Source organism: Paenibacillus rhizoplanae, assembly GCF_042684125.1.
GTDB lineage: Bacteria > Bacillota > Bacilli > Paenibacillales > Paenibacillaceae > Paenibacillus_AQ > Paenibacillus_AQ rhizoplanae.
Map to the genome: position 1 here is coordinate 1 of NZ_JBHUKY010000001.1, position 12,920 is coordinate 12,920.

The following is a 12,920-nucleotide window of genomic DNA, read 5'->3' on the forward strand; positions in this document are numbered from 1 at the left end:
TCATTGTACCGTTTTCGTTGTTCACCCATGGCAACACACCTCCGTGATCCTTATTATCCCTCCGTCCGTTAAGTGGCGTCTACTATCTATTCTAAACCCACAGATGCTCTTAAGTTAGCCCATACGCCTCCATTTCGGCCCCGATCAGCCTGATAACGGCCCCTGAGTCCGCAGCGGGTGGAATAAGTGCCTTTTCCGCAAAATAAGGTCCTCACGGTCCGCATAGCACACATTGGCACATCGAGCACCCATAGCACATCTAGCACATCTAGCACATGTAACACATCTACCACACTCAGCACGATACTCGCCCCGCCGCTTCAGCGGATCTCTGACGGGCTTTTCCCGGTATGCTGCTTGAATTGGCGGCTGAAAAAGAAGATATCCCGGTAGCCGAGCGCATCCGCCACCTCCGTGACGTTCATGCCTGCATACAGCAGCAGATGCTGAGCCCGTTCGATCCGTGCACGGATCACATAGGACTGGACCGAGGAGCCGGTGATCTCCTTGAACTTGATTGAGAAGTAGCGCGGGGACAGCCCTGCCCGGGCGGCCAGATCCTCTACCCGGTGCGCCGCCCCGGGATGCTGGCTGACATAGTTGGCGACCTCGTGGATCACCTCCGCCAGCTGGTTGCTGACATGGCGCTCGACCGGCCTCGCCTGATCCTGCCGCAGCAGATGAATCATGAGCTGCTTCAGAATCAGACGTCCCTCCTCCTCCGCCGCATAGGTCTGCACCAGGAACAGCCGGACATAACGGGCCAGCAGATGCTCGAATTCCACCGTCTCGCTCAGCTCATGGTAGAACGCCGGCACCTCGGTCACCTCCTCGGCAACATCGAAGTGAATATATGTAAGCACAAGCGGTTTTTGCGGATTATGTGTGGCGCTGGTGTAATCCCCCGGGCGGAACAGGAAGCAGCTTCCCTTCCCTACCTGATAGGGCACCCCGCCGCGCACAACCGTCCCCTCCCCGCTCCAGACGTAGAATAAATCGTAATTTTGCAGCGGCTTCTCTCTTTTTTGCCACTTCCAACCCGGTTCACAGACAATCTTCGCCAGGGCCGGGAGGATTACAAAAGAGGATGGCGATGCATGCAGCATATAGTTCCCTCCTAAACGTATAGCGTAAGCTTACTTTTCATAATACCTTGTCCGGTTCCCATTTGTACATCTTCTGCGCTCCTCATGGGGACGGGCTGCCGCTTCGATTCCAAAACTATTTATGAAAACGCAGCATTCCTCAGTGACGGCGGCAATCCGCGGTGTTATAATGTTAGGCAATGTTAGCGTATATATCCCAGAAGAATACCGGAAGGATGAAACTGATGAATCCACTGGCTGGACAATTGAATGACAGCATCAAGGCAGGCAATGAACATGTGTACGATATGCTCTCTAGTCTCGGTAAAGCAATCTATTTCCCCAAAGAGGGGATCCTGAGCCAATCCGCAGAAGCCACGGCTCATGCCAAGAAGTATAACGCCACCATCGGAATCGCTACCGAGAACGGGTTGCCGATGCACCTTGGTGTGATCCAGGATAAACTCTCCGCCTACAGTCCCAAAGACCTCTACGGCTACGCGCCTCCAGCAGGCAAGCCGGAGCTTCGCTCCGTATGGCGGGAGAAGATGCTGCGTGAGAATCCGTCGCTTGAAGGCAAGTCCTTCAGCAATCCTGTCGTAACGAATGCGCTGACCCACGGGCTTAGCATCGTTGCCGATCTGTTCGCAGAGCAAGGGGATGCCGTCATCTATCCGGACAAAAACTGGGAGAACTACGAGCTGACCTTCGGCATCCGCCGCCTGACCGAGACCGTTAATTATCCGCTGTTCACCGAGGATATGAATTTCAATAGTGAAGGTCTGCTGGATGCGCTGCTGTCCCAGAAGGACCGCGGCAAAGCCATCGTCCTGCTTAACTTCCCGAACAATCCGACCGGATATACACCGGGCATTAAGGAAGGCGAAGCCATCGTTGCCGCCATTCTGCGTGCCGCCGAAGAAGGCATCAATGTGGTCGTGGTCAGCGATGACGCCTATTTCGGACTCTTTTTCGAGGATTCAATCAAGGAATCGCTGTTCGGCAAGCTGGCGAATCTGCACCCGCGCGTGCTGGCGGTCAAGATTGACGGAGCCACCAAGGAAGAATTCGTCTGGGGCTTCCGCGTCGGCTTCATCACCTATGCTTCGGAGAACAAGGAGCTGCTGGCAGCCCTGGAGCAAAAAACACTGGGCATCATCCGGGCCACCATCTCCAGCGGAGCGCATCCATCGCAGACCTTTGTCCTGGACGCACTGAAGGCGCCGGAATTCGCCGCACAAAAGGAAGAGAAGTTCCAGATCATGAAAGGCCGGGCCAACAAAGTGAAGGCGCTGCTGGACAGCGGCAAATACGGCGATGACGTATGGACTTATTATCCGTTCAACTCCGGGTACTTCATGTGCCTGAAGCTCCTTACCGTACCTGCGGAAGAGCTGCGGCTTCACCTGATTCACACCTACGGCCTGGGAACCATCGCCCTTGGCGAGAGCGACCTGCGCATTGCCTTCTCCTGTATCGAGGAGGATCAGCTGGAAGATCTGTTTGATCTGGTCTATGCGGGTATCCGCGATTTGGAGAAAGCCTGATCATCAAGCTTTGACATAGGCAAGTAAGTAGCCCCGGAATCCCGGGGCTGATTTTTTTTGCCCGGTGCTATGGCATTGGCCCATACACGTTCTTCCCTCCGCACATACAATACGGTGTACTCAAGTACAACAAACTCACACGCGAAAGGGGAATGAACATGAGCGAAGAAGTTAGAGGCGGATACGGATACGGACACGGTGCATTCACAAGCACTGGAGCCATTCTGGTTCTTTTTATCCTGCTGGTTATCATCAGCCGTTCACTCTTTGTCTAACAGGGAGTGAGTCCCCTGGAGGGAGCCGCGCGCTCTCTCCGATCCACGTGTTATAGCATTCCCTGCTCCACCTGATATGAAGAGGGTACCTACCCCTTCTATACATGCTTGTCTTTGGAAAATGGCCTCAGACTCCGCATCCGCGAGAGCCTGAGGCCATTTGTTATAAGCGCACCCGCTTGCGGGTACGTATGGTCTGCTGCTGCAATCTGTTCTACAGATCGTCTTCATCCAGACGCGCTTCCTTGCGGGTGGAGCGGACCTTGAACAGATAGGCCAGCAGGAATCCGCAAGCGAAGGTGGCAAGCACCTCCAGCGGGCGCTGCCCTGCCTGAAGCAGGAGCGGTAATCCGGTCAGCAGCGCCAGGACCAGAAGGGCCCGGAATACAAACTGGATCGTTCCCTTGCCCTTGCTGCCCTCCGGCAGCGGGTAGACGGTCAGCCAGAACGATTCGCTGTGCAGCTTGCGCAGCGCCGTCAGCTGAATGCCCATCAGGAAGAGAAAGAATACATAGATGCCGCTGCCGAGATAGCTGCCTTGCATCATCCAGACCAGGAACAGGTCCAGCACAGCCATCCGCAGGACGATGCCGAAGACGTCGCCCCGGGCGAAGCTTTTGGTCAGGAGGAACCGGTACGCTGAATCCCGCTGCCAGCTTAGGCCACTGCCCCAACGCGACAGATAACGGCGGGCATAGACCCGCTGCTCGCGTCCCGGAACATCGACGAACCAGCCGAGGACCATCAGCGCCCGCGTTCCCTGGTTCTTCTCCATGGTGATCAGGCGTTCCCAAGGAACAGCGTGCCGGCCGGGGACGGCCAGCGCGGCCACATAGGCTGCGGCCAGAATCAGAATGAAGATCAGGGCGCGCATCGACGGCTGCCATAGCCATGCGGCTATCATTAGACCGCCCACTGCCCAGCGCAGCAGGTTATAGCCTGCCGCAGCGGGGCGGGAGAGCATCGCCGTCTCCCGCCATAATCCGTAGCTGGATAACAGCTTGACCAGTATCAGCACCAGCAGGGTGGCTAGCAGCCCCCTGGGAGACTCCTCGGTGCGTATGTACAGCGGCCATAATGTAATGAGGATAAAGGCCAGTCGCAGAATCTTCCACACATTGCCGCTGACCCAGGACGGGGCGAAATACTCTCTCATCCGGTGGCCCTGCGGCAGCAGGAAGATCGTATCCGGGGTCTGCAAATACGTCCGGAAGCTGCTGTGTACCGCCGCAGGAACCAGCAAGACGAACATAATCCAGCGGATCGGTATGTTAGGCGGAATATCGCGCAGCAGCGCCGTGTACCAGGCGGAGAAGATAATCAGCACCAGCAGGAACACCATGGCGACACCGCTCTGAATGATATATCCCATATAAGGGACCAGGCTTCCTGTGAACCGGCTGCGCCGCTGCCGGCGCAGCTCCTTCAAATCCATATCATTTCCCTCCCTGAACCAGCTCGTAAAACAGCTGCTCCAAATTCAAGCCCTGCAGCCCGGCCTTCGCGGTCATCTCGGCCAGCGTTCCCTCCGCGATCACCATTCCGCGATGCAGCACAATGAACCGGTCACAATAGTTCTCGATGGTGGAGAGAATATGCGAGCTGAGCAGAATCGACGCTCCGGACTTCTTCAGCTCCAGCATGAAATCCAGCAGGGAGCGGATACCCAGCGGGTCGAGTCCGAGGAACGGCTCGTCGATTACATACAGAGCCGGACGCGCCACAAACGCGCACATAATCATCACCTTCTGCTTCATACCCTTGGACAGATGGGAGGACAAGGTATCCATCTTGTCCTCCATATTGAAGAGTGCAGCCAGCTGGCTGGTGCGTGATTCATAATCACTGCGTTCCACGCCATACGCTCTGGCAGTGAATTCCACATGCTCACGGACCGTCAATTCCTCATAGAGCAAAGGGGATTCCGGCACAAAGGACAGCGCGCTGTGATAGCTCTCGGGATCGCTGCCCCGCGTCTTCCCTTGTACAGTAATCTCGCCCTTATGCGGGGACATCAGCCCCAGGATATGCTTCATCGTGGTGCTTTTGCCCGCACCGTTCAGTCCGATTAACCCGACCATCTCACCTGGCTGCACCTGCAGGCCGATATCATGCAGCACCGGCTTGTTCAGGCTGTATCCTCCGCTTAAACCCGTAATTTGCAATACGGGAGCTGTATTCATTGACCGTCACCTCTCGGGGTTTTGTCCTTGAGCCACTTCGGGGCTCCCTTATTCTTGCGGTTCTTGTCCCGCTCCGCCTGGCTGCGGGCCTTGCCTGCCGGCCCCGCCGCGCTGCGCGTGCTCGCGGCAATCCCCGGCCGCTGCTCGCGCCGCGCCGTGATCCCACCACCGCTGCCAGCCGCTGCGCCAGGCTGCCCGGCCGGCGCTTCGCCGCCCGTCCCTCCGCCTGCCGTTCCAGCCGCCGAGGTCCGCACTTGCGGCTTGCCGGTGCGCGGCGCTGCCATGCCGCCGCGCGGTTCAGCCCCTTCGCGGCGCTCCTTCGCGCCGCCGCTGCGCAGCTCGGCGCGCTCGCCTTCCGCCAGCGCCTTGCCGAAGGCCATCGCCCGCTCGTCCAGCTGGATATCCAGCTCGCGGGCGAATTTGCGCATGATGAACGTCTGCTGCTCCGTAACGATCGTTACGGATAAGCCGCGTTTGCCCATGCGCCCGGTCCGTCCGGCACGGTGGACATAGTGCTCGGAGTCAAAAGCAGGATCGAAGCTGATGACAAGCATCAGATTCTCAATGTCAAGGCCCCGGGCCGCTACGTCGCTGGCGACCAATACCTTGAGCTTGCCGTCCCGGAAGCGGGTCAGCACGTTTGCGCGCGTCACCTTGTCGGCATCGCCGTACAGCGCTGCGGCCGGAAGGCCCAGGTGGTTCAGCTTCGCTGTCACCTCGGCAATATCATCGGTTGCGTTCACGAAGACAAGCGCCCGGTCCGGCTTGTAATGGCGGATCACCCGGCGCAGCATATCGATCTTGTTCCGCTCCTCGCACACCACATAGTGATGCTCCAGGCTCTGGGCGGTCATCACGCCGGGATCGATGCCCACCTCTGCCGGATTCTTCATCTCCCGGTTCGCCAGTAGACGGGTCTCCGGTCCAATCGTGGCCGACAGCATAACCAGCTGCCGCGTACGCAGCGCGCTGCTGACGATCTTCGTCACTTCGCCCGCACCGCTAAGCTGGAACATCTGATCTGCCTCATCGAGAATAATCGTGCTCACCTCATGCATCTTGAGCTTGCGCAGTCCAATCAGCTCACGTATGCGTCCCGGGGTGCCGACCACCAGTTGCGGATGCTCCCGCAGCTTGTCAATCTGGCGCTTGATCGCCGCCCCGCCGATCAGTCCTATCGCCCGGATGCCCCGGTGTGCCCCGTAGCGCTCCGCTTCACGGAGGATTTGCATCGCCAGCTCCTGGGTTGGGGCCAGCACCAGCTTTTGCACCGATTTCGAGTCGGGGTTAATCCCTTGCAGCAGCGGCAGCAGATAAGCCAGTGTCTTGCCTGTTCCTGTCTGGGATGCGGCCAGAACATCTCTTCCTTCCAGCAGAAGCGGAATCGTCTGCTCCTGTACAGGGGATGGTTCGGTAATGCCGAATTCAGACAATCGGGCAGCAAGGTCTTCCTGGATGCCGATAGCCGCAAAAGAAGCTTTATTCATAATAGGGTTTCATCCTTTTCACTTAAGATAATATGTTCATTATATGCCAAAAAGGCCTCTCCACCAAATGGAAGGCCATAAAATCTAACTCCGAGCCGTATTTAATACGGTCACTCCATCCTGTATGCTCTAGGGGGACAAGTCGTTCACGCCACAGCCGGTAAATATGATCTGTTCATTTTTTGTTCATCAGGTTATAGGTCAGCTTGTCTGCCAGCCGCGGGAACAGGCCATAGAGCCGGATGCCGAAGCCCGCCAGACCGGGCAGGTCCACTTCCTCTTTGCCCTTGTCCATCAGCTTGACGATCTTCGCGGACACATGCTGCGGCGTCATCATGATCCGGCTTACGCTTCGTTCATAATTGCCTGAAGGGTCGGCGGTCTTGAAAAATTCGGTGGCGATAGGTCCGGGGTTCACAGCCGAGACAATAATACCGCTCCTCCGCAGCTCCTGGCGGAGCGCATTGGTGAAGCCGAGAACAGCATGTTTGGTGGCCGTGTAGGACACCGAGCGTGCGGTTCCGATTTTGCCGGCCATAGAAGCCACATTCACGATCTGACCGCTGCCGCGCGTAAGCATATGAGGAACGACAGCCTTGGTGCAGCGCACAATTCCCATATAGTTAACATCCATCATATCGGCGAACTCTTCAGACTCCATCTCTGTAAAAGCCGCAAACTTGCCGTAACCGGCATTATTGAGCAAAATGTCAATTCTTCCGTATTGCTCCAGGATCTCCCCGAAGGTACGCTCCACCGCCGCCTCATCGGTCACATCGCAAACGAACAGTCCATAAGCGCCCTGGATGCCCGCTGCAGTAGTCTGCAGCTTATCCTCCGAACGGGCCAGGAGTACGGGAACCGCCCCGCGCTCACTGAGCATTTGGGCCGTAAGTGCGCCAATTCCGCTGGAAGCGCCTGTAATCACCACAATCTTGCCTTGTAATGCCATGGAATAGATTCAACTCCCGATTATCCGCCTAAGAGATCATAACCTGAATATCCAGCTCCCCGATGCCCTCCATCAGAAGAGGAATACTTAGCGCTTTGCGCGGCAGTATGGACATGCTCTCCCACTTCATCAGCTTCGGCGGGGTAATGTCTACGGACACCCCTTGATTGGAGAGAATAGTACTGGCATTGCCGCTAATCATATTGCCAAGCTCCGATATGGCACTCTGCCCCATCTCATCCATCTCCGTAATCACATAACCGCCCATCATGGCCGACACCATCTTAAGTGCCACCGGTTCGGCAATCCCGAAGATAATATTCCCGGTGAGCTGACCTGTCATTCCCACTTGAATCCATATATGATTATCGATCAGTTCAATATCCTTAATCCCCAGCATACCGGTGGACGGCGAGACTTGGATCACCTGTTCAATTACAATGCGCGCAGACTCTAGAAACGGATTGATTACTTCTGCTTTCATGAAAGTGCTGTCCCCCTCGACCAGTCTTTAGTCATATACCAAAAGTCCTAAGCAATAAAATTTATTATACTTCATATATCGGCATTATTCACCAAAAATTAATGGTCTTGTCGAATGATTTCTGAAGATAGTTTGGACGGCAACATTGCCCTCCCGGGAGGAATCTCCTATAATTTAATCAATAAACGTAAGATCTGCGGCGTCACACCCTCCGAGTGCAGCACTCACAGCGACCCTTTTACCCGTCTACCTTGTCAGAATCCGCAGCCTGCAGACTCTCATTCAGGAAGCAGACATGTGCGTATACGTCTTTCGGAAAGCTGCGGCTTTCCCTATTTGTACAAATAAACGGCGGCACCATCCGGTAGCCATAAGGGGGCAAGTCCATGAATATCAGCCAGCTCGAAACACTGATCACCATCTCCAAAACCATGAGCTTCCGCAAGGCGGGCGAGCTGCTCAACCTGACACAGCCGGCGGTCTCGGCCCAGATTAAAAGCCTGGAGGAAGAATTCAAAACCCAGCTTGTTGACCGGAACCAGCCGGTGACGCTGACGGACAGGGGCAAAGTTTTCCTCGCCCACGCGGAACAGATTGTCGGAATCGTAGATGAGCTTAAGCAGCGCCTTGCCGATCTCGAAGAGAATCCCCAAGGGCATATTATTCTCGGTACGACCACCTCCATCGCCATCCAGATTCTCCCCCGGGTGCTCTCCTATTTCCAGGATCAGTTCCCTGATATCAAAACCTCGATCTCATCCATGTCCTCCTCCCAGATCTACCAGCAAGTCGAGAACGGGATTGTGGATGTCGGTATCGGCTATCTGATTGGGCGCAACCCGGGGATGACGACCTCGGTCCTGTATTATGATACTTTTGAACTGGTTGTCTCGCCCCGCCATCCGCTGGCCCAGGTCAAATCGGCCGGGATTGAGGCCCTAGGCAGAATCCCGCTCATCCTGCTCTCACCAGATACGGTCGGCCGGAAATTTGTCGATGAGGTGCTGGCGAGACACGGTATTCAGCCGCTGGTGATTATGGAGCTGACCAGCAGCGAGGAAGTGAAGCGGATGGTTGAGCTTGACCTGGGCGCGGCGGTCATCTCCAAGCAGTCTGTCATGGCCGAGGTTAGACTTGGCACACTCCGCATCGTCCCGATCATTGAGCTGGAGGTGACCCATCCCGTAGGTGTCATTACCAAATCCGGCAAGTATGTCAACTCTGCGATGAGACAGTTCCTGAGCGACCTTAAGGGAATGCCCGAGACCCAGTTTATCGGCTCAGAGTAACCTTTACCCATTCTGCCATATTGGCCTAAGGAGATGTTCCCTGTATGAATTTTGACCTGCACACTCACCATTTCCGCTGCGGTCATGCTGACGGCAATATCAGAGACTACATTGAAGCCGGAATAGCGGCGGGGCTGGATGTCATCGGTATTTCCGACCATTCGCCTTACTTCGGAAGCCCGGACGAGCAGGCTTTTCCGCGTATCGCCATGGCCAAGTCCGAGCTGGCCTATTATGTCCAGGAAGTTCTGTCTCTGCAACAAGAGTACGAAGGACGCATAGATGTCCTGCTTGGCATGGAGTCGGATTATTTCCCGCAGCATGCGGAGCTGTACCGCAAGACCTTCGCCGCATATCCGTTCGATTATGTAATCGGCTCAGTCCATCACGTAGAAGAAGTCAGCATCTTCAACAAAAGCCGCTGGAAGGGGCTTGGTACGGAGCAGCAGCTTGCAGCCAAAGCGGAGTACTACCGGCTCATAGCGGAATCTGCGCGCAGCGGCATGTTCCAGGTTCTCGGTCATATTGATGCCATGAAAGGGAATTATCCCCCCTTCTCCGAGATTGCCGCTCCGAAGGAGATTGACGAAGCCTTGCGCATCATCGGCGAATGCGGGCCAGCCATTGAGATCAACACCTCCGGTGGCACCAAGCTATGCGGCGGCTGGTATCCCTCCGATGAGATTCTGGAGCGGGCCCTGCATTTCGGCGTTGAGGTCACCTTCGGCTCAGACGCGCATAAGCCTTCCCGTGTGGCCGATCAGCGCAATCAGGTCGCAGCCAGGCTGAAGGAGATCGGATTTCAGTACTGGGTCTATTACAAGCAGCGCGGGAAGATCAAGGTTGCGCTGTAGGCAAGTAAGTGGGCGGGAATTCTCCGCATACAACCAGCACCGCGCAAACAGGCAGCGTAACGGGACACTCCCCGCCACGCTGCCTGCTACTGTGGTGCTTTTTTGCGCTGTACACCTAATACTACACTTATTCCTTATTCAGATTCTCACAGGTGAAGCCCTGCTGCTTCAACGTATGCTGCGCATCCCCGTACTGCGGATTCAAGGCATAGAAGCGGGCAATCGTACTGCTCCAGTCCCTTTCCGTCAGTCCCTGCGCCTTCAGCGACTCACGGTGGGCCGCATTATATTCTTCGATCAGGCCCTTCTGATCGGGATTATAGACTTCCTCGTGATATACAGCCGCGATAGGCAGGCGTGGTTTCTTCGGCTGCTCTCCCGCCGGATAGCCAATGCAGAGGCCGACCATCGGGAATACATACTCTGGCAGCTGCAAAAGTTCAATCACCCCTGCCGTGTTGCGGCGCACGCCCCCAATCGGAATAATCCCCAGCCCCAGCGACTCGGCGGCAGCTACTGCGTTCGATAGTGCAATGCCGACATCCGTAGCCCCAACGAGCAGCGCGTCTATGTCCGCAGCCGTTTCAAACGGCTGGCTTTCCAGCTCCGCCGCAAGCTTGGCCCGGTGAAAGTCCATGCAGAACACCAGAAATACCGGTGCTTCCGCCACATGCTTCTGGTTACCGCTCAGCACCGACAGCTGCTGCCTGCGTTCCTCGCTGCGTACCGCAATCATCGATACCTGCTGGCCGTTCACCCAAGACGGCGCTGCCTGGGCTGCCTCAATAATCGTCTTCAGCTTCCAAGGCTCCACCGCCTGCCCGCTATATTGCCGGAACGAACGGTGGTTCATAAGTAATCTAATCACATCATTCAAAGGTTCATTTCCTCCCCATCTATACTTAACTTACCCATGTACCGTATACCATTTAAACTATCATAGCCCATTCCCCTTGGAGACTGCCAGCACACAATGTTTATACCGCAAGTGGGGTGGCTACGAATTCAGGGGCACTTATGCTCCTCATTCGCTCGTCCAGCCCACTTCAGGCCAATCCAATGGGATTTATCCCTTTCATCGGGAGCCCATGCCCGCACACGCCAAAAAAAATGGACCCGAATCATCGGGTCCCAACAGCAGTTATATTTTCAAAAGGGGGTCATGTACTTAGTTTAACCGCTCTCTGTTAGAGTTTGATAACGGCATTATTTCAATTGTGTAACAATGTGAAGACTTTCATTACGTCGCCCGAGCCGTCTGCCATCGGCAGGGTCCGCTCCAGGGTCAGGCCGTTCCTCAGCATGACTTGGGCGGACCGGTGATTATCACCCCGGCAGCGCCCCTCGACCCTCTTCAGTCCCAGTTCACCGAAGCCATAGGCCAGCAGCAATCCCAGTGCCTCAGTCGCATATCCGCGACCCCACCATAACGGATTCAGCATATAGCCCAGAACCGCCTGGCCCTCCTGCCGGTTCCAGTTCTGCAGGGAGACTGAGCCGATCAGCTCCGGCTGGCCTAAGATATAGATTCCTGCATGTAGCGCGCCGGGATCATAGCCGTGCAGCATCCGGTTCACCAGCTTATCCAGCACACCCTGCCGGGAAGTAGATCCGTGGCGCAGCTGAATATGCGGCTGCACCTCCGGGTGGGAGAGGAGCGACTTCAGCAGCGCTCCGTCGCCGGACGCCATATTCTTCAGTTCCACCCTAGAGCCTTGTAGTGACATTCCCATGATCATCTCATAAGTGCTCATGAACTTCTCCCTCTTCTTCTCCCGCCTATGGTGCCCCTCTTTTGCAATCCGCTACCCCCGGCGCAAAGTTAGCACGGTAAGCTCCGGGCGGCACAGGAAGCGCAGCGGCATCAATGTCTCGCCGAAGCCCCTGTTCACATACACTGGCATGGCCTTATTCTCTGTATAATACAAGCCGTCTATGTATTTCTGAGATCCGTAGGGCGTGAACGGCGCGCCGACCAGCGGCAGGCGAATCTGACCGCCGTGGCTATGCCCCGAGAGCTGAAGGTGAAACGGGTACGCTTCCGCCACATCGGCGTAATCCGGCTCATGCATCAGCAGCACCGTGAAGATGCCGTCCGGAATATCCCGCACTGCTGCCTCCGGGTCCGGCTTGCCGTGCAGCATGTCATCCAGTCCTGCTACAGCAATCATCGCTCCGCCTTGCTTGATCAGATAGGACTCGTTCCGCAGGACGCGGAATCCGGCCTCCTTCAGCAGACGGGTCAGCAGCTCCGTATTCTTGTAATCGTGATTCCCGAGGATGGCATACTTCCCAAGCGGGGCTTCCAGCTCTGCGAGAATGGGGACCGAGTCGGTCAGATCTTCAGCATAGCTGTCTACGATATCCCCGGTGAAGCAGATCAGATCCGGCTGTGCTTCCTTGATATGCTTCGTCAGCCGGGCCAGATCCTTCGCATCCTTGTTGAAGCCCAGATGCACATCGCTGAAATGGACCAGCCGGGTCCCGGCGAACGCAGACGGCAGCTCCGCAAGCGGCAGCTCCCGGCGGGTCACCTCTAACCAGTTCGGCTCCCCCTGCCAGGCATAGCCGCCGGCGAGGAGGCCTGCGCCAACTACCGCTCCCGCCCCGCGGGCCAGGAACTGCCGCCGGGTCATCTTGCGGCCTCCCCGGCCTTCCGGCTTCGGTGGCCCTGTTCCCGCGCCATCCGCAGCAGCAGGAACCGTACGCTCGGGAGAGCCTCCGAACGATTTTTTCATAGGGAGATTCTCCTTTCTATCCTTGC

The 12,920-nt window shown here is 56.4% G+C and carries 13 protein-coding genes; 4 read left to right on the forward strand and 9 right to left on the reverse strand.

Translation table 11 applies throughout. The features are described 5' to 3' along the window. Positions 1–320 precede the first annotated feature (320 nt). Positions 321–1,106, reverse strand: a complete 786-nt coding sequence (locus ACFSX3_RS00005; protein WP_036727103.1) for a helix-turn-helix domain-containing protein — start codon at positions 1,104–1,106, stop codon at positions 321–323. Positions 1,107–1,330: 224 nt separating this feature from the next. On the opposite strand from ACFSX3_RS00005, the gene ACFSX3_RS00010 reads away from it, so the two are divergent. Both ACFSX3_RS00010 and ACFSX3_RS00015 read left to right on the forward strand, forming a co-directional pair. Next, positions 1,331–2,632, forward strand: a complete 1,302-nt coding sequence (locus tag ACFSX3_RS00010; protein WP_209994564.1) for an aminotransferase class I/II-fold pyridoxal phosphate-dependent enzyme — start codon at positions 1,331–1,333, stop codon at positions 2,630–2,632. A gap of 158 nt (positions 2,633–2,790) precedes the next feature. Beyond that, complete coding sequence (locus ACFSX3_RS00015) at positions 2,791–2,907, forward strand: YjcZ family sporulation protein (protein ID WP_209994562.1); 117 nt, start codon at positions 2,791–2,793, stop codon at positions 2,905–2,907. 214 nt (positions 2,908–3,121) lie between these two features. Here the strand turns inward: ACFSX3_RS00015 and ACFSX3_RS00020 are convergent, their stop codons facing one another. From ACFSX3_RS00020 to ACFSX3_RS00040, 5 genes are all read right to left on the reverse strand, one after another. Then, positions 3,122–4,342, reverse strand: a complete 1,221-nt coding sequence (locus tag ACFSX3_RS00020; protein ID WP_209994560.1) for an ABC transporter permease — start codon at positions 4,340–4,342, stop codon at positions 3,122–3,124. A gap of 1 nt (position 4,343) precedes the next feature. Then, positions 4,344–5,090: an ABC transporter ATP-binding protein gene (locus tag ACFSX3_RS00025; RefSeq protein WP_209994558.1), complete on the reverse strand. Its 747-nt coding sequence runs from the start codon at positions 5,088–5,090 to the stop codon at positions 4,344–4,346. Then, positions 5,087–6,577 (reverse strand): DEAD/DEAH box helicase, encoded by a 1,491-nt coding sequence (locus tag ACFSX3_RS00030; RefSeq protein ID WP_209994557.1) that lies wholly within the window; start codon positions 6,575–6,577, stop codon positions 5,087–5,089. Before ACFSX3_RS00030 ends, ACFSX3_RS00025 begins: the two co-directional genes overlap by 4 nt. A gap of 175 nt (positions 6,578–6,752) precedes the next feature. After that, the gene (locus ACFSX3_RS00035; protein ID WP_209994555.1) at positions 6,753–7,529 is read right to left on the reverse strand and encodes an SDR family NAD(P)-dependent oxidoreductase; all 777 of its coding nucleotides are present in this window, start codon (positions 7,527–7,529) and stop codon (positions 6,753–6,755) included. A gap of 28 nt (positions 7,530–7,557) precedes the next feature. Continuing rightward, positions 7,558–8,013, reverse strand: a complete 456-nt coding sequence (locus tag ACFSX3_RS00040) for a chemotaxis protein CheX (protein WP_209994554.1) — start codon at positions 8,011–8,013, stop codon at positions 7,558–7,560. 386 nt (positions 8,014–8,399) lie between these two features. On the opposite strand from ACFSX3_RS00040, the gene ACFSX3_RS00045 reads away from it, so the two are divergent. Further along, positions 8,400–9,302, forward strand: a complete 903-nt coding sequence (locus ACFSX3_RS00045) for a LysR family transcriptional regulator (RefSeq protein ID WP_209994552.1) — start codon at positions 8,400–8,402, stop codon at positions 9,300–9,302. Between the two features lie 44 nt (positions 9,303–9,346). Beyond that, on the forward strand, positions 9,347–10,156 hold the full coding sequence (locus tag ACFSX3_RS00050; protein ID WP_209994550.1) for a histidinol-phosphatase: 810 nt from the start codon (positions 9,347–9,349) through the stop codon (positions 10,154–10,156). Between the two features lie 127 nt (positions 10,157–10,283). On the opposite strand, the gene ACFSX3_RS00055 is transcribed toward ACFSX3_RS00050, so the two are convergent. From ACFSX3_RS00055 to ACFSX3_RS00065, 3 genes are all read right to left on the reverse strand, one after another. Then, the gene (locus tag ACFSX3_RS00055) at positions 10,284–11,024 is read right to left on the reverse strand and encodes an NADPH-dependent oxidoreductase (RefSeq protein ID WP_379258597.1); all 741 of its coding nucleotides are present in this window, start codon (positions 11,022–11,024) and stop codon (positions 10,284–10,286) included. Positions 11,025–11,367: 343 nt separating this feature from the next. After that, positions 11,368–11,910: a GNAT family N-acetyltransferase gene (locus tag ACFSX3_RS00060; protein ID WP_209994548.1), complete on the reverse strand. Its 543-nt coding sequence runs from the start codon at positions 11,908–11,910 to the stop codon at positions 11,368–11,370. A 51-nt stretch (positions 11,911–11,961) separates the two neighbouring features. Beyond that, a complete protein-coding gene (locus ACFSX3_RS00065; protein WP_209994547.1) occupies positions 11,962–12,894 on the reverse strand; it encodes a metallophosphoesterase in 933 nt (310 codons plus the stop codon). Positions 12,895–12,920 lie beyond the last annotated feature (26 nt).

Bases quoted from the DNA above. Each gene is read 5' to 3' on its own strand.
- ACFSX3_RS00010 (WP_209994564.1), top strand. From the start codon at position 1,331: ATGAATCCACTGGCTGGACAATTGAATGACAGCATCAAGGCAGGCAAT.
- ACFSX3_RS00030 (WP_209994557.1), bottom strand. From the start codon at position 6,577: ATGAATAAAGCTTCTTTTGCGGCTATCGGCATCCAGGAAGACCTTGCT.
- ACFSX3_RS00035 (WP_209994555.1), bottom strand. From the start codon at position 7,529: ATGGCATTACAAGGCAAGATTGTGGTGATTACAGGCGCTTCCAGCGGA.
- ACFSX3_RS00050 (WP_209994550.1), top strand. From the start codon at position 9,347: ATGAATTTTGACCTGCACACTCACCATTTCCGCTGCGGTCATGCTGAC.
- ACFSX3_RS00060 (WP_209994548.1), bottom strand. From the start codon at position 11,910: ATGAGCACTTATGAGATGATCATGGGAATGTCACTACAAGGCTCTAGG.
- ACFSX3_RS00040 (WP_209994554.1), bottom strand. From the start codon at position 8,013: ATGAAAGCAGAAGTAATCAATCCGTTTCTAGAGTCTGCGCGCATTGTA.
- ACFSX3_RS00005 (WP_036727103.1), bottom strand. From the start codon at position 1,106: ATGCTGCATGCATCGCCATCCTCTTTTGTAATCCTCCCGGCCCTGGCG.
- ACFSX3_RS00015 (WP_209994562.1), top strand. From the start codon at position 2,791: ATGAGCGAAGAAGTTAGAGGCGGATACGGATACGGACACGGTGCATTC.
- ACFSX3_RS00045 (WP_209994552.1), top strand. From the start codon at position 8,400: ATGAATATCAGCCAGCTCGAAACACTGATCACCATCTCCAAAACCATG.
- ACFSX3_RS00020 (WP_209994560.1), bottom strand. From the start codon at position 4,342: ATGGATTTGAAGGAGCTGCGCCGGCAGCGGCGCAGCCGGTTCACAGGA.
- ACFSX3_RS00025 (WP_209994558.1), bottom strand. From the start codon at position 5,090: ATGAATACAGCTCCCGTATTGCAAATTACGGGTTTAAGCGGAGGATAC.
- ACFSX3_RS00065 (WP_209994547.1), bottom strand. From the start codon at position 12,894: ATGAAAAAATCGTTCGGAGGCTCTCCCGAGCGTACGGTTCCTGCTGCT.